The 20,190-nt window shown below is 70.3% G+C and carries 17 protein-coding genes; 9 read left to right on the forward strand and 8 right to left on the reverse strand.

Annotated features, from left to right (window positions below; all coding sequences use genetic code 11):
• Window positions 1-35: 35 nt before the first annotated feature.
• The 3 genes from WMF42_RS41120 to WMF42_RS41130 all read right to left on the reverse strand — a co-directional run bounded on the left by WMF42_RS41120 (window position 36) and on the right by WMF42_RS41130 (window position 3,784).
• The gene (locus tag WMF42_RS41120) at window positions 36-1,010 is read right to left on the reverse strand and encodes a response regulator (RefSeq protein ID WP_437688528.1); all 975 of its coding nucleotides are present in this window, start codon (window positions 1,008-1,010) and stop codon (window positions 36-38) included.
• Between the two features lie 406 nt (window positions 1,011-1,416).
• Window positions 1,417-2,334: a hypothetical protein gene (locus WMF42_RS41125; protein ID WP_437688530.1), complete on the reverse strand. Its 918-nt coding sequence runs from the start codon at window positions 2,332-2,334 to the stop codon at window positions 1,417-1,419.
• 523 nt (window positions 2,335-2,857) lie between these two features.
• Window positions 2,858-3,784: a hypothetical protein gene (locus WMF42_RS41130; RefSeq protein ID WP_437688531.1), complete on the reverse strand. Its 927-nt coding sequence runs from the start codon at window positions 3,782-3,784 to the stop codon at window positions 2,858-2,860.
• 360 nt (window positions 3,785-4,144) lie between these two features.
• Here WMF42_RS41130 and WMF42_RS41135 point away from each other — a divergent pair, with 360 nt between their 5' ends.
• The 4 genes from WMF42_RS41135 (at window position 4,145) to WMF42_RS41150 (ending at window position 6,387) form a co-directional block, all read left to right on the forward strand.
• Entirely contained in the window at window positions 4,145-5,041 is an 897-nt protein-coding gene (locus tag WMF42_RS41135; RefSeq protein ID WP_437688533.1) for a hypothetical protein, read from the forward strand.
• 166 nt (window positions 5,042-5,207) lie between these two features.
• Complete coding sequence (locus WMF42_RS41140) at window positions 5,208-5,414, forward strand: hypothetical protein (RefSeq protein ID WP_199693658.1); 207 nt, start codon at window positions 5,208-5,210, stop codon at window positions 5,412-5,414.
• A complete protein-coding gene (locus WMF42_RS41145; protein WP_437688534.1) occupies window positions 5,398-5,904 on the forward strand; it encodes an HAD family hydrolase in 507 nt (168 codons plus the stop codon). The genes WMF42_RS41140 and WMF42_RS41145 overlap by 17 nt, the downstream gene beginning before the upstream one ends.
• A 114-nt stretch (window positions 5,905-6,018) precedes the next feature.
• Complete coding sequence (locus WMF42_RS41150) at window positions 6,019-6,387, forward strand: VOC family protein (protein ID WP_437688536.1); 369 nt, start codon at window positions 6,019-6,021, stop codon at window positions 6,385-6,387.
• A 37-nt stretch (window positions 6,388-6,424) separates the two neighbouring features.
• Here the strand turns inward: WMF42_RS41150 and WMF42_RS41155 are convergent, their stop codons facing one another.
• Together WMF42_RS41155 and WMF42_RS41160 are read right to left on the reverse strand one after the other, a co-directional pair.
• On the reverse strand, window positions 6,425-7,657 hold the full coding sequence (locus WMF42_RS41155) for a winged helix-turn-helix domain-containing protein (RefSeq protein ID WP_437688537.1): 1,233 nt from the start codon (window positions 7,655-7,657) through the stop codon (window positions 6,425-6,427).
• A gap of 49 nt (window positions 7,658-7,706) precedes the next feature.
• Window positions 7,707-9,074 carry a glycoside hydrolase family 16 protein gene (locus WMF42_RS41160; protein ID WP_437688538.1) on the reverse strand — a complete coding sequence of 456 codons (1,368 nt, stop codon included), beginning with the start codon at window positions 9,072-9,074 and terminating at the stop codon, window positions 7,707-7,709.
• Between the two features lie 386 nt (window positions 9,075-9,460).
• On the opposite strand from WMF42_RS41160, the gene WMF42_RS41165 reads away from it, so the two are divergent.
• The gene (locus WMF42_RS41165; RefSeq protein ID WP_437688540.1) at window positions 9,461-9,964 is read left to right on the forward strand and encodes a hypothetical protein; all 504 of its coding nucleotides are present in this window, start codon (window positions 9,461-9,463) and stop codon (window positions 9,962-9,964) included.
• Window positions 9,961-10,248 (forward strand): hypothetical protein, encoded by a 288-nt coding sequence (locus WMF42_RS41170; protein ID WP_155798353.1) that lies wholly within the window; start codon window positions 9,961-9,963, stop codon window positions 10,246-10,248. Before WMF42_RS41165 ends, WMF42_RS41170 begins: the two co-directional genes overlap by 4 nt.
• Before the next feature lie 202 nt (window positions 10,249-10,450).
• Here the strand turns inward: WMF42_RS41170 and WMF42_RS41175 are convergent, their stop codons facing one another.
• Window positions 10,451-10,921, reverse strand: a complete 471-nt coding sequence (locus tag WMF42_RS41175; protein WP_437688542.1) for an SRPBCC family protein — start codon at window positions 10,919-10,921, stop codon at window positions 10,451-10,453.
• A complete protein-coding gene (locus WMF42_RS41180) occupies window positions 10,918-11,538 on the reverse strand; it encodes a TetR/AcrR family transcriptional regulator (protein ID WP_061608033.1) in 621 nt (206 codons plus the stop codon). Before WMF42_RS41180 ends, WMF42_RS41175 begins: the two co-directional genes overlap by 4 nt.
• Before the next feature lie 1,024 nt (window positions 11,539-12,562).
• Here WMF42_RS41180 and WMF42_RS41185 point away from each other — a divergent pair.
• The 3 genes from WMF42_RS41185 to WMF42_RS41195 are packed head-to-tail and all read left to right on the forward strand — an operon-like array spanning window position 12,563 to window position 18,248.
• Complete coding sequence (locus tag WMF42_RS41185) at window positions 12,563-13,492, forward strand: hypothetical protein (RefSeq protein WP_437688544.1); 930 nt, start codon at window positions 12,563-12,565, stop codon at window positions 13,490-13,492.
• Window positions 13,489-15,714: an ATP-binding protein gene (locus tag WMF42_RS41190; RefSeq protein ID WP_437688546.1), complete on the forward strand. Its 2,226-nt coding sequence runs from the start codon at window positions 13,489-13,491 to the stop codon at window positions 15,712-15,714. The genes WMF42_RS41185 and WMF42_RS41190 overlap by 4 nt, the downstream gene beginning before the upstream one ends.
• The gene (locus WMF42_RS41195; RefSeq protein WP_437688548.1) at window positions 15,711-18,248 is read left to right on the forward strand and encodes a helicase HerA-like domain-containing protein; all 2,538 of its coding nucleotides are present in this window, start codon (window positions 15,711-15,713) and stop codon (window positions 18,246-18,248) included. Before WMF42_RS41190 ends, WMF42_RS41195 begins: the two co-directional genes overlap by 4 nt.
• Before the next feature lie 16 nt (window positions 18,249-18,264).
• On the opposite strand, the gene WMF42_RS41200 is transcribed toward WMF42_RS41195, so the two are convergent.
• Window positions 18,265-19,767 (reverse strand): FG-GAP-like repeat-containing protein, encoded by a 1,503-nt coding sequence (locus WMF42_RS41200; protein ID WP_437688550.1) that lies wholly within the window; start codon window positions 19,765-19,767, stop codon window positions 18,265-18,267.
• Window positions 19,768-20,190 lie beyond the last annotated feature (423 nt).

Consider the following 20,190-nt stretch of genomic DNA (forward strand, 5'->3'; position numbering starts at 1 on the left):
CGAGCTGCGGCTCCGCCCGCGCCTCAAAGCTCGCTTCAGCCCTGCCTGCGGCCGCGCGTCCGCAGCGCGTGCTCCACGCCCGACTGCAGGGTGCCCTTCGTCACGATGCCATCGAGGTGCAGGTCGAGCCCCACGAGCGCCTGCGCCACCTCGGGGCGGATGCCGGTGACGATCGCCCGGGTGCCGAGCAGCGAGAGCCCCCTCGCCGCGCGCAGCAGCATGCACGCGACGGTCGCGTCGACCGCCTTGACCCCGGTGATGTCGATGATGAGGTGATCCGCCCCGCGCCTGGCCGCCTCGGACAGCGCTGTCTCGATCGCCTGCCTGGCGCGCTCGGCGTCCACCGTGCCGACGAGCGGCATCACGAGGACACCGTCGACGATCGGGATGAGCGGCGCGGACAGCTCGAGGAGCCGCTCCCGCTGCACCGCGATGATCTGCTCCTGCAGGGCCTGCCTGGCCGCCTCGGCGCGCTCGCGCTCCAGGAGCTCCTCCGAGAGCTGCGCGTTCGCGTCGCGCAGCTGATGCACGGCCTCGGCCAGCGCCTCCTCGGCCCTGCCGCGCTCCCGGATCTCCTCCGAGAGCCGGCTATTCCTTTCCTCGAGGGCCTGCGTCGCGCGCCGGAGCGAGATCTGGGTGTGAACCCGCGCGAGGAGCTCGGTCTCCTCGAACGGCTTGGTGACGTAGTCCACGGCGCCGACGCGGAAGCCCCGGATCCTGAACTTCGCTTCAGCGAGCGCTGTCATGAAGATGACAGGGATGCTCTGCGTCGCCGGATTGGCCTTGATCTGCCGGCACGCCTCGAACCCGCTGAGGCCAGGCATCAGCGCGTCGAGCAAGATGAGGTCGGGCTGGACCCGGCTGGCCAGCTCGACGGCCTCCTCGCCGTCGCACGCGACAGCGACCTCCAGCCCGTCGCAGATGAGCGCGCTCGAGAGCACTTCCAGGTTGTCGGAGCTGTCATCTGCGATGAGGACAAGCCCAGGATGCAGAGTTTCTCGCTCTTGCATGGATGTTCGCGGCCCCGGCACCTCCGGCGACCGTCCCCCGGCGGATGGCATACCCGACCTACGTGGAGCGCGCAGGCGCGCACACGGTGAGAGGACGGCGCTGTGGGAGAAGACATTCCCCCCTCGCTCCTTGCTCCTGGTATCACAGAACCTGCGGAAATTAACAGCGATTTGTGGCCGGCAGGGGAGGGTGAGCCGAGCCATCGAGGCCATCCTTGCCCGGCGTATCCGCGCGCCGAGGAGGCTCGACTCCTACGTTCCGATCGTGTCGGGAATCATCATCTGAACACCAGACGATGATCCATCCCAGGGGAGCGGTGCGCCGAGCAGCGTGGCGGCGAGGTTCAGGAGCACCCGCACCCTGGGGATGACGTGCCGCGGGCTTTGATGTCGCCGTCGGTCCGCCTCACAGGATCGGATCGATCCGGTAGACCCGGCTCGACAGCAGATCGACGAGGTAGATCTTGCCGTCCGGCCCGAAGGTGAACCCGGCGAGCGAGCCCGCGGGCAGCCCTGTGTCCAGGGTGCGGACGGGCTGCCCCTCCAGGTCGAAGGCGTGGAACCGGCTTGTCGCGTGATCCGTGACGTAGACGATGCCCTCGTGGACCTCGATCCCGCTCGGCGTCTCGAGCGTCCCCGGGGGGACGAGCTCGGTCAGCTTGGCCCCGTCGACGTGGTGGCGCGCCACGACCGGCTCGCTCCCGTCGAAGCCGCTCCCGGGCCTCCCGCTCGCGGTATGGAGCTTGAGCAGCCGCTTGTGACCTGTATCGGCGATGTAGAGGTGGCGGTCCTCGGCGCGGTAGAAGATATGGCTCGGCGCCTCGTCGATGCCGAGCACCTCGCCCGGCACATAGCGGTAGATCTCGCCGTCGGCGTGATCGTCGTTCCCGGGGCCGTGGTCGACGGCGAAGTTGTACCTGTCGATCGAGAGGTCGTGACCGTTGAAGACCCAGTACACGTTGTCGCGCTCATGCGCGAGGCCCTTGCAGAAGGGGCTCGAGTGGAGCATGTCGAGGTGCGACCCGAGGCCGTCGGGCGTCTCCTCCGCGAAGATATCGAGGTCCGAGGAGAAGAGCGTCGGACCCATGAAGTAGTTGCCGCCGTTGTCGCTGTCCCCGCAGACGCCGAACGTGCCCGCGTGACCGAACTCGATCGCCGGCGGCCGGTCCATGAAGTGCGAGGCGGCGGGGTCGCGGAGGCGGATCGCCTGGCTGTCCGGCGCGCCCGGCTTCGAGATGATGGTCACGCTGTCGTCCTTGCGGTTCACCACCCAGAGCTCGTCCGGCCGCTCCGGGTTGAAGTCGAGATCCGTCGGCTCACGCATTCTGTCGGGTTCGAACACCGGCACGAGGACGACCGAGGACGGGCTGCCGTCCTTCACGCCGATGGGGTGTCCGGCCGGGAGCGCGACGCATTCGCCCGTCGCCTGGTCGCACAGCGGCGTCTCGGGCGCAGCCGCGCATTCCGTTGAGGCCTGACAGGTCAGCGCCGGAGGGGCCGCTGGATTCTCTGACGCTGCCCCCGAGCAGGCCGACACGAGTCCCACGCTGGACAAGACGAGCACCCTCTGAAGCTTCACGTCTGCCTCCTGTGATGGGAACATTGTGACCCGGCCGGTCGCGGTGGCCATCCCTTTATGGTGCGGAGTCGCTCCGTTGGCGGCCCAATCATGCAGCCCTGGCGAAGGCCGGACGGCGCCTCAGGGGCCATGAGCTCCGCGGTGGAGGTGCCTCCAGCAAGGCGCGGCATCATCCCGGTAGGTGGCCGGATGCGCGGCAGCAGACCCGCGGCTGCGCGTCCGTTGCGGGAGCGTGCGAGGCGGGCAGCCCTTTGCTGGCCGGCGTGGCTCAGCTCAGGCCGTCGAGCACCTCGGCGAGCGACGCGGCGACGACGGCTCGTTCATGCCACCGTTCCAGCGTCTCCGGATCCTCCTCGGCCAGAATGCGCTCGCGCGCGGCGTCCGGCACGGCGATGCCGCGGACCCGGAGCGCGGTCAGCACGGCACGCGCCGCCTCCTCGGCACGGCCTTCCCTGCGGCCTTCCGTTCGCGCCTCGGCCCGAAGGTTCTTCTCGTACTCCTCGACCCACGCCCGGATCTCTGCGCTCACGTCGTCCTCCTTGTCGGTCGTCGGCTCGTCGGCTCCGAGCCGGAAGTGTACCAGCAGCGGCCTGGCGATGCCCTTCTCCCAGGCGTCGTCGGGCAGCGCCGCCAGATCGGCCAGCGCCTCGCGCAGGACGCGGCCGGAGCCGAGCAGGCGCAAGAGCAGCGTGCCGCGCGTCCGGGGCAGCTCGGTGAGCACGATGACGCGCATCACGAGGCCCGGCACGGCGTGGTAGACGCCGGGTTGCACCGGCTCGCAGCGGTAGGCGTCGAGCACCGTCTCGGGGCGCCCCCGGCCGATGACGACAAGCGCGGGGAAGTCGACAGCCGGCTGCGTCGGCGCGTCGGCGTCCTCGTCCAGCGCGGCGGCGCCGGCGGCAGCGCGGGCGCGGCGCTCGAGCTCGTGGTGCCATGTGAGCTGCTTGCGCAGGCACCGGCGCACCTGGCGGAGGCTCGGCGTGCCGTGGAACGGCTCGAACAGGCTGGGCTCGGCCGCGAGCTCGCCGAGCAGGCCCATCCTGGCGCGCTCGGCCTCGCGGGCCGGGTCAGGCACGCTGAAGACATCGATCTTCTGGGTCGCCGCCAGGACCTCGACCTCGGTCTGCGCCGCCGTGACGAGGCTCAGCCCGTCGCGCAGCAAGCTCTTCGCAAACTGGTCAGAGCGGTTGTGCATCGGAGTGAAACGCTAATCCATTCTGGTAGCCTGTCCACTCTGGAGTGATGCAGAAAGACGAGCTGAATGATCCGCGAAAAATCGTCATGAACAACGAGGCAGGTCCGTAAAAGTTCCTGGAGCAACAAGCACTTACCGGCAGGCGGAGCAAGTCGTGTGGGAATCGTTGTCGGTCGCGTGATGCTCCGGCGATCCCGGGGGAATGAGCGCCGTGCCAGACCGCCGTGCAGGACGAGCAGGCGCGAGGTCGCCCCGGATGCCGAGCCCCATGTCGCCCTGCGCGTCCTCCTCGGGCGTGGGCACGTCGACGAGCGCGGCGACGGGGGCTGCCGGCCGTATCGCCATGGCGCGAGGCCGGTCATGGATCCGAAGCTCGCCGAGGACACGTTCGTGAACGGCACGAACGTGGTCCCGGGGAACTCGAAGGTCGTCCATCACGTGGTGGTCTTCACCGACCCGCACGCGGAGAGCGATGCCCTGGCCGACGCCGACGGCGGCTACGAGTGTTTTGGCAGCTCCGGCGTCCAGGACACCCAGGTCCTCGGCGTGTGGGTGCCGGGCGGGCGACCGACCGAGTTCCCTCCCAACGCCGGCTTCCTCGTCCCCGCGGGGTCGAGGCTGGTGATGCAGGTCCATTACCACCCGGCGGGCGCGATGGCCGAGCCTGACGCGACAAAGATCCAGCTCCGGCTGCTCCCGGAGCCGCCGGAGTACAGGGTCGTCTTCGTGGCGTTCGGCAACTTCCCATCGCAATGGCCGAGCGGCGACGGGCTCCAGCCGGGTCCCAACGACAGGGAAGGGGTCGAGTTCTTCGTCCCGGCAGGGGTCAAGGACCACACCGAGGTCATGAAGGTCACGCTCCCCGAGGAGTTCATGGGGGAGTCGCTGGTGGACGGGATCCGGCTCTACAGCGCGATGACCCACATGCACTATGTCGGGACCGACATGAAGGTCGACGTCGAGCGCCCGAGCCCGCAGGGCGCCGATCCGGCCGAGGAGTGCGTGGTCCAGACGCCGAAGTGGGACTTCAACTGGCAGCAGACGTACACCATCGACGCGCCGATCGAGGAGCTCCCTGTCCTGAAGTCCGGCGATGTCATGACCCTGCGTTGCCGCTACGACAACACGATGGACAACCCGTTCGTGAAGAGGGCGCTCCTCGAGGAGAACCTCAACGCGGCGAGGGATATCGTCCTCGGCGAGAGCTCGCTCGACGAGATGTGCATCGGGCTCTTCAACGGGCTCGTCAAGAACTGACGGGCGCTCCTCCGGGCGGCTGACGCCGACTGGAGGGCATCCGCGCCGGTGAAAGGGCCGCCGTTTCCGATGAGGCCCGCTCGCGACGCCGTCCGGCGCCGAGCCCGACGCTCCCGCGCTGGTCGTCTTGACAGGACGGGGTGGCCGCCAGGTACGCTACCCGCCCGTGGCCGAGCAGCGTCTGGATCGCCTGGATGTCGGTGGCCGTCTCGAGCGGGTGGGCCCCGACGCGCCGCCGCGCCACGGCGTCGAGCCGGGCGTGCAGCTCGCCGCGTTCTCGAGCGGGGAGCAAGGCCGGCCCTTCGGAAGACGGCCGGCTGCGCCGCCGGATGGTGAACGTCAGGACGTCAGCCCGCATGGAACGACTTTCTGACGTCCGCGCTGTTTGCTTCGATTGGGGCGGCACGCTCATGTCGGAGGATGGCCCCGACGACCTGCCGATGGGCTTGTGGCCGACCGTGCAAGCGATCCCTGGTGCAGCGGAGTGCTTGACTTCGCTGGAGGGGCATGTGCCCTTGTGCATCGCCACCAACGCGAGCGTCTCTCGCAAGCCGATGATCGAGGTCGCGCTCGGGCGCGTCGGATTTGCGAGGTTCTTCCGCGAGATCTTTTGCTACACGGAGCTGGGATACAAGAAGAATCAGCCAGAGTTCTGGCAGGCGGTCGCGGCTCAGCTCGGGTTTCCGTTGCACGGTATCGCCATGATCGGCGACTCTCTCGAGCACGACTGTGTGGCGCCTCGATCGTTCGGCGTTCAAGCGGTCTGGTTCAACGAGGATGGCAAGCGTCGCGCTCCAGACGTCGCGGTCCCTGTCGTCACTCGCCTCGAGCAGTTCGCGAGCAGGGTCAAGAATGCGGCCTGACCCCTCTATCGCGCTGACGTCTCTTCCAGGTTATCATCTGAAATATTCTGCGACGCGGATCCGGTGGCCTGGCTGGGGGGTACCCTGCCGGTCCGCGACGCGCTGGAGGTCTGCATGCTGAAGAAAGTGGCGTTCACGATGTTTCCGGTGAAGGACACGCAGCGCGCTCGCGCATTTTACGAAGGCACGCTCGGCCTGCGCGTGGGCAGCCACTCGGACAACGGCGTGTGGACCGAATATGACCTGCCGGGCGGCGGCTGCCTGGCGCTGTTCAATCATCCCGATCCGAAGTCGGCCGCCGAGCCGGGCGGCGCGAGCATCGCGTTCGAGGTCGAAGACCTGGACGCGCTCGTCGCGCGGCTCAAGGGCGAAGGCGTGACGTTCATGGCCGACGACGTCCAGTCGCCTGTGTGCCGCATGGCGGTCATGCAAGACACCGAAGGCAACACCATCATCTTGCACAAGCTCAGGAAGAGCACGTGAAGCCGGCGCCCAGCGTCGAAGGCCGAGGTCCACGTCGTCAGGGAGCGCCGTCGTCGGATGAGCGGACCTGGGGAAGGGCGCCTGCAAGGCGCGCCGCCAGGTCTCCCTTCGGCGCAACCCGCACCGTCTCCAGGCCGAGCCAGCCCGCCATCCGCTGGAGCTCCGCCGCCAGCCGCGCCGGCGTCTCGTCGTCCGCCCAGGGTTCGGCGTGGCTGGCCTGGACGACAAGCACGCCGGCCTTGCGGTCGGCCTTCAGGTCGACGCGGGCGGTGATCGCCTCGCCCTGCAGAAAGGGCAGGACGTAGTAGCCGTGGGTGCGCTTCGGCGCCGGGGTGTAGATCTCCAGCCGCACCCGCACGCCGAACATCCGCTCCGTCCGCTCGCGGAACCAGATCACGTTGTCGAACGGCGAGAGCAGGGCGTCGCCCTCGACCCGGCGCGGCCGGCGCGCGGCGGGATCGAGGAACGCGGCCTCGCGCCACCCCTTCACGCTCACCGGCAGCAGCTCCCCGGCTTCCACCAGCTCGCTCACCCGGGCCCTGGTCTCGGCCACGCCCATGCGGAAGTAGTCGCGCAGGTCGCGCTCGGTGGCGATCCCCATCGCCCGGGCGGCGATGCGGAGCAGCTCGCGCTGGGCCTCCTCGCGCGCCGGCGTCGGCGCCTGGAGGACGTCGCTGGGCAGCACCTTCTCCGGCAGGCCGTAGACCCGCTCGAAGGCGCCGCGCCGGGTGGCGGTTGTCAGCTCGCCGATCCAGAACAGGCACTCGGCAGCGCGCTTCGCGTCGCTCCAGCCCCACCAGCCGCCCTCGCCCTTCTTGCTGATCTCCAGCTCGGAGGCGGTGAGGGGACCCCGCTCGCGGATCTGCTCCAGGGCGCGGTCGACCACCGGCCGGTGCTCGCGCAGGAAGCGGGCGACGCCCTTCCACACGCCGACCCCGTCGCGGGCGTCGGCCATCCGCCAGCGCAGCAGCGGCTGCGCGCTGAGCGGCAGCAGCGAGGCCTCGTGGGCCCAGTACTCGAACAGCGGCCGCTTCCGGGCCCAGGCCAGATCCTCGAGCATCGCGCGCGGATAGGCGCCCAGCCGCGAGAAGGCCGGCAGGTAGTGGGTCCGCGAGACCACGTTCACGGAGTCGATCTGCACGACCCCGAGCCGCTCGATCAGCCCCGTCAGCTGGCGCCTCGTCGTGTCGGGTCCCGGCCGCTGTCCGCCGAAGCCTTGCGCCGCCAGCGCGATGCGCCGCGCCGCGGCGGCGGTGAGGGTGTCCTTCATCGGGCCCGAACTCTAGCTCGTGCCGCGCGGCGGGGCAGCCGCTGGGCGCTCAGAGGCGGATCAGCTCGATGCTGTCCATGTGGATGTAGCTCGCCGGGTTGCCGGAGGTGGCCTTCGTGTGGAAGCCGAACTCCAGGGTGCCGCCCGTGACACGGATGGCCGGCGTCTCGATCTGCGTCCAGCTCCCATGGGTCCCGATCGTCGTGTAGGTGGGCGAGCACGCGCCGCACGTCTTGGCCTGGAGCCGGCTGAAATCGTGGCTGCCGCCCTTCTTCACCCACGCTCGGACCTTGTAGTCGCCCGCCGCGAGCCCCGAGCGCGTCTGGTACGTCCACACCTCGAACGGAGCGCCGTTGGTCCAGTGGGTGAGGTGGTACGAGCCGGACTGTGCGCCGTTGTACGTCTCGCTGAAGGCCGCTGCCCCGGTGCCGTTCGGGCTCCAGTTGGTCCAACCGGTCAACCCGGACTCGAAGCTCGGGTTGGTGAGCGAGACGCCGCTCGAGCCGCCGCCCTGCTGGTACCAGCGCACCCACTCGACTTCCATTGACTTCGTGGTGCCCGACGGCAGATCGATGCTCGCGGGGCTCGGGTTGCCGTACCAGTTGCCTCCGATGGCGAGGTTCAAGAGGATGTAGTGGTTCTGCTGGAACTCCGTCTCGCCGTGGTGGTACGTGTTGTTCGCCACGATGTCGCCGTCGAGCCTGAAGATCATGCTGCTCGACGACCACTCGACCTCGTAGACGTGGAAGGTGTCGGCGAGGCTCGAGCCGCGGCTCGCCCCGGTCCCCCAGTGCGCCTCTCCGCCGTTCCACCAGTGGGCCGCGGACTGCATCCAGGTGGGCTCGGTCGATCTCCATTCGAGGATGTCGATCTCGCCCGAGCGAGGCCACGCGTTGGCGCCGGAGTCGATGTTGGCGCCCAGGGTCCAGAACGCCGGCCACATCCCGTAACCGGAAGGCACCTTGATGCTCGCGGCGATCTTGCCGTACCGTCGCTCGACCTTGCCCTTCGTGTGGATGCGCCCGGAATAGAAGGAGCGCCCGCCGTACCCGGTACACTGGGGCGCGGCCGGGTTGTCGCTCGTGCGCTGCGCGGAGATGATCAGCTTGCCATCGCGGACGGCGACGTTCGAGGCGCGCGGATACTCGAGCTCTCCGGTGCCGAAGTTGCAGTTGTTGGTGACCGGATCGTGGTTGCTCGTGAGCACGTTCCAGTTGGCCGTGTTCAGGCTCGATCCGTCGAACTCGTCCGACCACACGAGGTTCCACCCCGCGCCGGGGCCGTAGGACACCTCGGCGTACCCCTGGCTCGCCGTGTCCACCGCGCCTTCCGGCCCGTCGGCCGCGGTGATGCACCCCGCGACAGCGCCGAGGCAAGCCACGGTCAGCAGCACGTTGCGACTGTCTCTCCGATCCATGCGTCCTCCTCTGGTTTCCACGGCGATCTGCAGGCTTCGCGCGTGTCGCTGCGACTAGCAGCGTCCGTGCCCGTCCGTGAGGGTGGACAATTCCACGCGCGACCAGGGCCGAGGTCGAATCAGGGCGGGAGCGGGGGCGGCCGAGCGCGCTCGGGCGATCGGGCAGATCACCCCCGGGCGATCCGGGGGATCGCCGAGGGGTACGGTCGAGCTCCGGCGCGCAGCATCGACGCGAGGCGCGGCGGTCGACACGTCATTCTCCTCAGCTCAGGTGGTCGTCACGGCCACGGATGTCCTCGTGGGGCCAGCGAGTTCGTGCGGGCTGCTGGCCTGAAACACGCCGGGGCCTTGCGGTGGCCCCCACGCGGGGACGACAATCGGCGGCAATGGTGACCTCCTCCTCCTCGGTGAAGGTCGAGCTTCTGGAGCGGACGGACGTATACGTGGTGGCGACCTGGCGCCGGCTCATGCTGCTCGTCTGGCGCGGGCAGGCCAGCGTCGCCGGCGTCGAGCGTTCCCGGGCGCTCTTCCAGCCCTGGGCGACGCGCCAGGTGGGAGGAGCAGCGTTCCTGATCGTGGTCCCCCGCGAGCGCACCGGGCCGCCCGACGAGGAGACCCGGGCGGCGATGCGGCGGGTGGCGACCGCTCCCGGGGGGTACCTCAAGGGCATGGCCACGCTCATCGAGGCCGAGGGGTTCATCGCCGCCTCGGTCCGCGCCCTCATGATGCGGCTGCAGGCCCGCGGGACGCAGGGGCCCGCGCCGAACATCTTCCAGACGCCGGCCGAGGTCGCCGCCTGGGCGGCGGCGGTGCTGCAGGACCAGGAGGTCACGCCGGAGAAGCTGGAGGAGGCGATCCGCGTGGCGCGCGAGGCGGCGAGCGGCGGATGAGAATGGGTGAGGGAGCGCGCGAAGAGGCGGCGGGCGAGGCGGAGCCGCGTGGCCACCGTCGGCCTCGGGAGCGCCAGCGCGGCCGCGATCTCGGCATCGTCAGGCCGGTGGCGGCGGGTGACGCCGACCTGAGCGCGATGCGAGAGCCGTGGATCGCTGCTCGCAAGAAGATTGTTGTGTTGGCTGATGTAGATATCGAGGAGATGCTCGTGATCAAGGCATCCGGAGGTAAACCCGGAGAGATCATTCGAAGAAGGAGCGCGGAGCCTCGAATGTCGCTGTGAGAGCTCGCGCCGTACGTCGAGATGGTCGAGGCCTGGCGAGGTCCCTTCGAAAGCCTCCCGCCGAGCCCGAAGCCGTCCCGGCGCCCCCGTTCCGCAAGGAGACTGGCAGGGGCAGCTCGCGAAGACACTCGTGCACCACGACAGCGAGGAGAGGCTCACCGCGAGGCCGCTGCGCCGAGGTGCGCTCGAACGTCGGCACCATTCACGACGGCTCGCGCTCCAGGGTCTCGCGCAGCTTACGCAGTCCGTCGCGCGCTCGGCCGCGCATCACGCGGCGCAGGAGTGGGACCACAAGCCAGCGAAACCACCACCGCTGATTGCGGCTGACCATGCGCCACGCGACGCGCGTCGAGTCGTCGGAGAGCGCCGCGAAGTCCACACTCATGCGGGGCAAGAGGAAGCCCTCTCCTTCGGTCAGCAGTCGCTCTCCGACGCGCGCCTCCTTCACCTCGATGTCGATCGTGCCGGTGCGCCCGAAGGGCATGCGCACGGTCTCCCGGTAGCGCTTGCCGACCTGCCCGTGCTCCAGCGTGTCGAGCTCGCGCATGGTCGCGACGCCCGGGAACCAGATCGGGAAGTTCTCCATGTTGGACACGTACGCGAACGTTTCGTCCAGGGGCCGGCGGATCTCCACCGAGCCCTGCGCCAAGAGCTCCGGCTGCGCGCCGCTCACGAGCGCCTCCTCGGTGCCGTCTTGATCTCCATCGGCCTGAGCAGGCTCTGCTCCACGCTCCGACGCATCGCGCGGACGTAGCGCGCCCGGGACCAGCGCCGCTCCTCGATGAGCTCCTGCCAGTTCCCGATCGACAGGAGGGTGGCCAGGAAGTCCGCCGCATCCGACGCCGACCATTCGTCGGCCAGCGCGCCTTCGGCCTGAAGCCGCGCCACGAAGCCCGCGCAGACGCCCGTGAAACCGCGCATGCGGTCGCGCCACGCGAGCTCCGCGTCCTCGTCCGTGGCCCGTGCCGTCCGCATGGCCCGCGCCACATCGGTGATGTGGGCGACGTAGTCCGCCCACGCACCGATGAACTCGTAAAGGATCGCGCGCGCGTCGGGGACGCGTTCGCACTTTCGGATCAGGTCGGCGAACCCATGCACCTCGTCGACGTGACGCACCAGCGCGACCAGCAGCTGGGTCCTGGTCTCGAAGTGCAGATAGACCGCTTGGCGCGACACCCCGGCCGCCGACGCGATCTCCGCCATCGAGACGCCGCGACGCCCCGGCTCGGTCACCAGCCGGCGCGCGGCCTCGAGAATCACGGCGCGGGTTTCCCCGTCCTTGCTTGACATGGTGTCAAGCGTGGGGCATAGTTTACACTGTGTCAAGCGAGGACGGGCGCGCCGGGGTCACGGTGCGCGCGGTCGACCGCGATGGGCTCGGGGCACTCTGACGCTAGAGCGCACAACAGGTTGAGCCGTCATTGATTCTCGGCGCTTGTGCGGCCTCCGCTCTCCAGGCGGCGGTGGGCTCGGCGAACGTGTCGCCGTCCGATCCGCCGCAGCCCGCGACGAAGATGAAAGGAGCCCCCACGAGAACCAGCGAACGAAAGCAGTTCCTCATGACGGCGGTGGGAAGCAAAAGCTCGTACCTCCCCGATCCATGCGGATTTTTTGCCCAGGTCGTGGCGCGAGACGCGACGCGTGAACGGGGGGCCACACCTCGGCCGCTTACGTCGGTTGTCCTGCGTCTGCGGCGATGGGCAGCGTCTCGCGGAGGAGAGTCGCCGCCGCCGTTCGTCCAGGTCTGCCAGGGCATGCCGCACGAATGTGCTCTCCTGCATCGGTGCTCATCCTGTGCTCCTCTTCGAGATCGAAGCTGGCGAGATAAGACGGTCGAGGGCTGCGCGGCCGAGCTGGGGCAAGGGGAGCCACTGTGGGACGCGCTGCGGAGGAACGGTCGCGCCTCGGCCGAGCGACGGGAGCCCTGCATTGCTTGAAAGGCGTGACGGTTCTACGGACGAGCCCGCTTCGGTCGCGGAGTGCGCCAGGGGCTTACACCCGATCTGATCGTCCGGAGCCAGTCGCACGCGAGCCCCTCGACCTTCGCGGCGGGACGATGGACGGAGCCTCTTCCCATGACTGGACGCCCGGGTAATCTCGGGCGCTCGGGAGGTGGGTCACGAACAAGAACGCCGCATCGAGCCCGCGCGCGCGGGCGACGACCACGAAGACCACGAAGACCACGGCAGCCAGGAAGAGCAGCGCCGCAGAGCCGAAGAAGGCTTCCGCGCCCCGCAAGCCCGCCGCGCCGAAGGAGAAGCCTTCCGCGAGGCAGAAGCCTGCGCCGCGAAAGAAGGAGCCGCCGCCCTCGCCGGTGCCGAGGCTCCTCGGCGTCCTCGAGTCGCAGAAGCAGCTCGGCGGCGCGTCGTACCCGCCGACGCTCGAGCGGCTCGCGGAGCTGACCGGTGAAACGCCTGCGGTGACCCTCAAGGCGCTCAACACCAGGGAGGCGAAGGCCAGCGTGCTCCTCTCCCGCGCCGCCGGCGGCAAGAAGAAGCCAGCGCCCGGCACCACGCTCGTGCTGCTCGCAGACGACCTCCAGGCGGTCGCGCAGTCCGATCGGCTCCTGGAGCTGCAGCTCCAGTCGGCGCGCAAGCCCGACGCTCCCGCCGTCGATCTGGCGCAGCTCCCCAAGGGCCTCCTGCCTGCGCTGGGCCGCGCGTTCAAGGCGGCGCTCGAGCAGCGCATCGCCGACCGCCGGCTTCCCCGGACCCTCGGCGCCCTGACCGGAAAGAAACCGCTGTTCTTCTTCCTCGCCGACGCCGTCCTCCCGCCCGCCGGCGCGCCAGCGCTCCCCGCCGCGCCCATGTCCGCGCCCCCGACCGACGCCGCGCCCCGCCTCACGGCCGCCAACGGCGCCCGCCCCCCGGCCTCCGCCGGCGCCGGCAAGGCGCCCTCCGACGCCCTCCGCGACGCCCCCTCCAACGGCGCCCCCGCCCCCGCTGCCAGCGCCGCCGTCGCCCCCGCCGCCCCCTTCGCCGCCCGGTTCGACGCCGCCTTCTCCGCCCTCGACCGCGACGCCGGCGGCAACAACTACGTCACCCTCCGCGCCCTCCGCGCCGCGCTCCCCGACGTCCCGCGCGCCGTCTTCGACGCCGAGCTCGCCGCCCTCCGGCGCCAGCGCCGCTACTCGCTCGACCCCTCCGACGGCCGCCACCACCAGATGGCCGACGCCGAGCGCGAGGCCGGCATCCTCGAGGCCGGCAACCTGCTCGTCTACGTGGCGCGGAGGCACGACGCATGAGCAGCGAGGAGCCGACCTTCGAGCGCTTCCTCGCGGCCGTCCGGGGCACCAACCCGTTCCGCAGCCACCGCATCACCGACGTCGGGAGCGGCGAGGCCACGGTCGCGTCGATCCACAAGAACGCCTTCACCAAGCTCACGCGCGTCGTGCAGGACGCCGCGAAGGAGCCGAACAGCATCGGCGCGCTGCTCATCGGCGCGCCCGGCGTCGGCAAGAGCCACCTGCTCGCGCGGCTGTTCCAGTGGGCAGGGGAAGACAAGGCCACCGTCGTCTACCTGCACAACATCCTCGCCTCGCCCGAGCGGATGCTCCGGTACGTGCTCAACGCGACCGTCAGCGACCTCGCGGGGCACCGCGGGAGCGAAACCACGCAGTCGCGCCTCTACACCATCCTCAACCGAGCCCTCATCAGGTCGGGCGCGCTCAAGGGCCGCAAGATGATGATGGGGCCCAAGGAGATCGAGGCGCGCAAGGAGGCGCTGGCCCGGCTCGGCGCCAGGATCGACCCGCAGAACGCCGTCATCCCCGTGCTCAACGCGTTCCTCACCGGGACGTCGCACGGCAGCCTCGGCGACGCCGCCGCCGAGCGGCGCGCGCACGCGGCGGTGCTCTGGCTCTCCGGCGAGACGCTCGGGCCCGACGAGGCGCGCCTGCTCGACTGCGCGCGCCTGCTCGACCAGGCCGCCGGCGCCGCAGAGGACGGCCTCGCCCTCCCGGACGACGCCGCGGTGGAGCGCGTCCTCCACGTCCTCGCGCACCTGTGCGCGCTCGCCGAGCTCCCCCTCGTGCTCTGCCTCGACCAGGTCGACAACCTCGATCCGGACGCCGTGCGCGCCCTCATGTCGTACGCGCACGCGCTGCTCGACAGGGCGAAGCACCTCGTCGTGATCGTCTCCGGCGTGAAGCAGTCCATGCTCTCCCTGCGCACAGGCGAGGTGATCCCGGCCGCCGCGTGGGACCGGATCGCCGAGCGGATCCTCGAGCTGCACATGATCTCGCCCGAGGAGGCCCGCGCCATCCTCGAGGGGCGGCTCGACGCCGCGCTCTCCGGCTTCGAGGAGAAGGAGATCGAGGAGGTCATCGCCGCGCGCAAGCGCGATCGGCTGTTCCCGCTCGGCAGCGCGTGGCTCGAGCAGCGCCTCGACGGCGTCGAGGAGCTAAGGCCGCGCGACGCGATCCTCTGGGCGCGCGACCGCTGGGAGGCGCAGCAGGACCGGCTCGCCGCCGTCGGCGGCAAGCGCTGGCTCAAGGAGTGGCCCGGCCCCGTCGATGGCGCCGGAACGAAGCCCCCGGAACCGAAGCTCCAGGACGTCATCGACGCCGAGGTGAAGAAGAAGATCGAGGAAGGCAAGATGCGCCGCCGGCTGCAGCAGGCGTCGCTGCCGCCCGACGAGGACAACCTCGCGAGCCTCACGCACCACCTGCTCGCGCGGTGCGCCGGCCAGGCCAGCTCGACGCTCGTGAGCATCGAGCACCTCACCGCGAAGAAGCAGCGCAGGGCCCCGGCGTATCACCTCCTGGCCAAGGAGAAGCGCGCGGACGGCGTGACAGTGACCACGGGCGTGACGTTCCTCTGCGCGCCGAGCGGGCACGGCGCGCGGATGCCGCTCCAGCGCATGGCCGACGACACGAAGCACACGGACAAGCGCATCCTCGTCACCGACGAGGAGCGCCGGCCGCTGCGGCTCGGCGGCGCCGGCAAGGCCGCGTACGACGCGCTCGGCAAGCTGGGCCGGCAGCGCTTCCTCCACCTCCACCTCGACTTCGCCGGGCACGCGGAGCTCGACTCGCTGGTGGGCCTGCTCGGCGCCGCGAGGAGCCAGGACCTCGAGATCGAGTACCCGCGCGGGCAGTACCGCAAGGTGACCGAGGCCGAGGTGATGGCGTCCTTCCAGCGCCAGAGCCTGCTGCTCGCGCACCCGCTGCTGCGCGAGCTGCTCACCGAGGAGATCGTCAAGGGCGGCACGGACACGACGCCGCCCCCGGCGTGGGATCCGCAGCAGACGCGGGAGCACATCATGGCCGAGCTGTCGTGGCGCCTCGGCCTGATGGCGAAGGAGCTCGCGCAGATCTTCGCGGCCCGGAAGAAGCTCTCGGACAGGCGCTTCGCCGAGGCGTGGGCGCACATCAAGAAGACGGCGCAGGCGCTCCACGACGAGGGGCACGTGCACGCGACGGCGACGGACGACGACCTCTTCGTCCAGCTCCGGGGCAAGAAATGAGGCTCGTCCACGTCAACGTGACCCAGCTCCGCGTCGCGGCGACGTGCCCGAGGCTCCACTGGTTCGACACGCGCGCCACGGCCGAGCGGCAGGACGGGCGGAAGGTCGTGAGCCGCATCTGGCGCAAGGGCGGGGAGGCGCCCGGCTGCGGCGCGCTGTTCCACACAGCGGTGGAGCGCTTCAACGCCGCCGCGCGGAGCTCGGACGAGGTGCTCGGCGCGCTCGAGGGCGCCCGCGACGCCGGGGGCCTCCAGCAGGCGCTGATGCGCTGGTTCAACGGCGCGTGCCTCGACCTCGACGCGCTCGCGGCGCGCCCCGTGCCGCTGCGGCTGGGCTTCATTTCTGCAGTGCAGCTTTACATGGAGGAGCTCGCGCGCCTCGCTGTGCACGCCAGGGCGGCCGGCCTGCCCGCCGCGGAGCTCAGGAGCCAGCTCTTCGCTGACTCGCGCAAGCGGGTCGACGTGACGTTCCACGTCGGGGACGACGTCCACGTCCACGTGACCGGGGCGATCGACTACGTGTACTTCGATCCGCGGCTCGGGAAGCACCGCATCGTGGACTACAAGCTCACGCCGGCGACCTCCCCCAACAGCGATCTGTTCCAGGTCTTCACCTACGCGCTGATGCACCACCACCAGCACGGCACGAGGCCGGACGTGGCGGTGTTCTATCTCCACCCGACGCGCAGCGTGCGGGAGGCGCGCTGGGAGGAGGTCGAGGCGCAGCGCGGCAAGGTCCACGAGCTCATCGCCAGCATGGTGGCCTGGTCCGACAACGCGCTGGGCGCCGGGGGGCTGCCGCCGCCGGGCGACCGCGCTTACTGCGACGGCTGCAAGCACGAGCGCTCCGGGGCGTGCGTGGCGCAGCTCGGCCACAAGGACAGGGGCTCGTGGGACCGGCGCTGGACGGCGCTCGAGGCCACCCGCGGCGACGCGGCGGAGGCGCGCGCGCGCGCCGCGGACGACGCGCCGTCGGCCAGCGAGACGGCGGCCGACGAGCCGATGGTGGACGACGATCCCGAGCTGGAGGAGGCGCTGGCGGTCGTGAAGCCGGCCGGGCGCCCGGAGCCGGCGCCGGCCCCGGGCCGCGGGAAAAAGGCGCCCGCGGAGCCGCCGCCGGGCCGCGGGCCCGAGGCGCCGCCGGGCCGCGGGCCCGAGGCGCCGCCGGGCCGCGGGCCCGAGGCGCCGCCGGGCGCGCGGCCGCCGGAGGCCCGGACCGCGGGTGCCACCGGCATGCTCCTCGGGTTCGACGACGGCGGCGCGCCGGTCTGCCTGGATCCCGCGGTGCTGCGGACGCACGTCTCGGTCGTCGGGGCCGCGGGCAGCGGCAAGACGTGGATGGCCAAGATCATCGCCGAGGAGGCGCTGCGCGCCGGCGTCCCCGTGCTGGCGATCGATCCCCAGGGCGATCTCGTCCAGATGATGCAGGCGCGCCCGCGCGCCGACGTGCCGCCGGCGCTGCACAGCGCGTGGGAGGAGCTCCAGGAGCGCATGGAGCCGCGCATCCTCACGCCCGGGTCCTCGCACGGCCTGCGGCTCTGCCTCGACCCGCTGCGGCTGCCGAGCGCGAGCGAGCTCTCGCATATAGCGAACCCCGCGCTGCGCGCCGAGGAGGAGGAGGGCCTGCTCGTGGCCGTGGCGGCGAACCTCGTCAGCCTGTGCGCGTGCGGCGGCGAGGAGGAGTCGCAGCGCACGTTCCTCTACCAGGTGCTGCGGCACCTGCCGCGCGCGGCGCCGGTGCGGCTGCGGGACATCGTGGCCGCGGTCAGCGCCCCGGAGGACCTCGGCCTCGACGAGGTGGACAGCCTGATCCGCAAGTCCGAGCGCGAGAAGCTCGCGCGCCGGCTCAACACGTTCGTGCAGGGCCCGTCGGCGCGGCTGTTCACCGGGGGGACGCGCCTCGACTTCACCGAGCTGCTCCGGCCGTCGAGGCCCGGGCGCGTCCCGCTCAACATCGTTTACCTGAACGCGCTCAGCAACGACGACGAGAAGCACTTCTTCCTCGCGGCGCTCGCGACGGAGCTCTACCGCTGGATGATCACGACGGTCGACGCGAGCACCGGCGGCGGGGTGAACCTGCTCTTCTACATCGACGAGGCGCGCGACTGGATCCCCGCCGGCGGCGGCAAGCCGCCCGCGAAGCAGCCGCTGATACGGCTCTTCACGCAGGGCAGGAAGTACGGCGTGGGCTGCCTGCTCTGCACACAGAGCCCCCGCTCGGTGGACTACAACGTCTTCGGCAACACGAGCACGAAGCTCATCGGGCGCCTCGAGGCGGCCCAGGACGTGGACCGCGTGATCGACTGGTTCACGATCGAGGGCGGGGCGCCCTCGTGGGTCGCGGCGCGCAAGGGGGCAGAGAGGGGGAGCTTCGTGGCGCGCTGGCCCGACATGCCGGCCGAGCTCGCGGGGCGCGCGTTCAAGGGGCGGACGCTGTTCACGCGGCACGCGGGCGCGTGGTCGCCCGACCGGGTGGAGCGGGCCGTCACCGAGGCGGGGCTCCGCGGGGCGGGCGCGGGCGGCGAGGGCGGGTGAGGCGCCGTTGCCTCGGTCAGCGTATATGCTCCGAAGGACCCAACCAGGCCTTCATGATATCTGCCTTGCCGTCGCCGTTGAAGTCGCCGAAGAACAGCCGGTCCTTGTCATGCTCCGAGTACATGAGGCGCGTCCACGCTTGCGTACCGGAGTACGAGACCAACCATTCGGACCCGGTGGTGCGGAGCACGTCGATGCGCCCGTCGCCGTTGAAGTCCGCGAACGCGAGATCCGACAGCGTGAACCCGGTGGTGTTGATCGTCGTCCAGCCACCGCTCCCGGAGTAGGAGACCTTCCAGTGCGAGCCGTCCGCGCGGAACACGTCGGTGCGCCCGTCGCCGTTGAAGTCCGCGAACGCTAGATCGGACAGCGTGAGCTCGGAGGTGTTGAGCGTCGTCCAGCCGCCGGTCCCGGAGTAGGAGACGTGCCACTGCGAGCCGGTGGCGCGGAACACGTCGGCCCGCCCATCGCCGTTGAAATCGCCGATCTTTAGGCTCGAAATGCCGACAGACGAGCTGTTGATCTGCGTCCATCCCCCGGTGCCCGAGTAGGAGACATACCAGTGCGAGCCGGTGGCGCGGAAGACATCGTCGCGCCCGTCGCCGTTGAAGTCTCCGAACCTGAGGTCCGACGAGGTGTAATCGGATTCGTTGACCCGCGTCCAGCCCTCGGTGCCCGAGTAGGAGATATCCCAGTGCGTGCCGGTGCCGCGGAAGACATCCGCACGGCCATCGCCATTGAAATCGGCGATGCGCAGGCCGCTGTTGACCTCCGACATGTTGAGGACCGTCCACGCCTGGGTTCCGCCCCACGACACGCTCCAGCCGCCGTAGTACTTCATCGCGCCCCGGATATCGGTCGCGCTCAGCACGCCTCCGTTGTACCAGGTCGGGTTGCACTCATTCATGATCGAGCTGAGATCCCACGAGCCGACGGTGTGCGTGCCGTATGGGCCATTCGATGCCTCATCACACGAGACCGGCGTGTCGATGCGGTTCTGCTCGTGGGAGAAGCCGAGGGCGTGACCGAACTCATGGGCCGCGATGGCCCGGATGCAGCTCTCGCGCTTGCTCTTGCACTCCGGTTTCCAGTTGTTGAACGTGAAGTTGAGGACCATCCCACCCGGTGCTCCGTCGATGCTCATGCCCAGATCGACGGTGTGCGCCGGCGCAGCGACGTCAGCGACAGTGATCCGGATGCCGGAGGCATTCCAGGCGCACTGGCCCCAGCCCGTGAACCTCACCGCCGACGCGGCCTCCCACGTGTCGCGCACCGCGTCACGGACCCACCCGCGCTCCGTCGTGGAGGCCATCGCGTTGTCCCAGCACACGGGAATGGAGAGCGTGTCCCACACCTCCAACCCATAGACGTAGAGCGCCGAATCCGCGGCGCCGGTGTCTTCCGTCGTCGCCACGCTGCCTGCGCCGCCCTCCACGGAGGAGGTGCAGCCGAGCAGGAGCGCCGCCATCGAGATCGGGGCGACGACGTTGATATGCCTCTTCATGAGCCAGACGTGCATGACCACAGACTCCAAGGAATGGTTCGTTGGGTTCATGTATAAATACAGCGGTACTGTCGACGGACTGCGGGGCACGCTCGCGGCGAGCGGCGCCACGGGCGGGCAGGCCTCCGGTGCGCAGCGAACGAGACATCAGGTCGCGATTCGATTCGCGGTTTGCGATTCTCGTCGTGCGATTCGTGACGCAGGAAGTGCAACGGGCGTGCCGGCCGTGTCACGCGGCGCGGGCAGCGGGCCAGCGCAGCGAAGCCGGTAGGAACAACGCTCCTCCGCTGCGCGCGACGCTCGGCGAGAATCGGGCGACCGGCTGGCACGATGGCACGCTGGCACGATGGCACGCCGGCACAAGCACGCTCTTCCTCGCGCGAGCGGCTGCGCCCGGCCCAGCGGCTGCGCCCGGCCCAGCGGCTGCGTTGATGTAGG

The organism is Sorangium sp. So ce176, from assembly GCF_051519835.1.
Lineage (GTDB): Bacteria > Myxococcota_A > Polyangia > Polyangiales > Polyangiaceae > Sorangium > Sorangium cellulosum_G.

Bases quoted from the DNA above. Each gene is read 5' to 3' on its own strand.
- WMF42_RS41160 (WP_437688538.1), bottom strand. From the start codon at position 9,074: ATGGATCGGAGAGACAGTCGCAACGTGCTGCTGACCGTGGCTTGCCTC.
- WMF42_RS41120 (WP_437688528.1), bottom strand. From the start codon at position 1,010: ATGCAAGAGCGAGAAACTCTGCATCCTGGGCTTGTCCTCATCGCAGAT.
- WMF42_RS41125 (WP_437688530.1), bottom strand. From the start codon at position 2,334: ATGCGTGAGCCGACGGATCTCGACTTCAACCCGGAGCGGCCGGACGAG.
- WMF42_RS41170 (WP_155798353.1), top strand. From the start codon at position 9,961: ATGAGAATGGGTGAGGGAGCGCGCGAAGAGGCGGCGGGCGAGGCGGAG.
- WMF42_RS41195 (WP_437688548.1), top strand. From the start codon at position 15,711: ATGAGGCTCGTCCACGTCAACGTGACCCAGCTCCGCGTCGCGGCGACG.
- WMF42_RS41190 (WP_437688546.1), top strand. From the start codon at position 13,489: ATGAGCAGCGAGGAGCCGACCTTCGAGCGCTTCCTCGCGGCCGTCCGG.
- WMF42_RS41180 (WP_061608033.1), bottom strand. From the start codon at position 11,538: ATGTCAAGCAAGGACGGGGAAACCCGCGCCGTGATTCTCGAGGCCGCG.
- WMF42_RS41130 (WP_437688531.1), bottom strand. From the start codon at position 3,784: ATGCACAACCGCTCTGACCAGTTTGCGAAGAGCTTGCTGCGCGACGGG.
- WMF42_RS41200 (WP_437688550.1), bottom strand. From the start codon at position 19,767: ATGCACGTCTGGCTCATGAAGAGGCATATCAACGTCGTCGCCCCGATC.
- WMF42_RS41150 (WP_437688536.1), top strand. From the start codon at position 6,019: ATGCTGAAGAAAGTGGCGTTCACGATGTTTCCGGTGAAGGACACGCAG.
- WMF42_RS41145 (WP_437688534.1), top strand. From the start codon at position 5,398: ATGGAACGACTTTCTGACGTCCGCGCTGTTTGCTTCGATTGGGGCGGC.
- WMF42_RS41135 (WP_437688533.1), top strand. From the start codon at position 4,145: ATGGATCCGAAGCTCGCCGAGGACACGTTCGTGAACGGCACGAACGTG.
- WMF42_RS41155 (WP_437688537.1), bottom strand. From the start codon at position 7,657: ATGAAGGACACCCTCACCGCCGCCGCGGCGCGGCGCATCGCGCTGGCG.
- WMF42_RS41165 (WP_437688540.1), top strand. From the start codon at position 9,461: ATGGTGACCTCCTCCTCCTCGGTGAAGGTCGAGCTTCTGGAGCGGACG.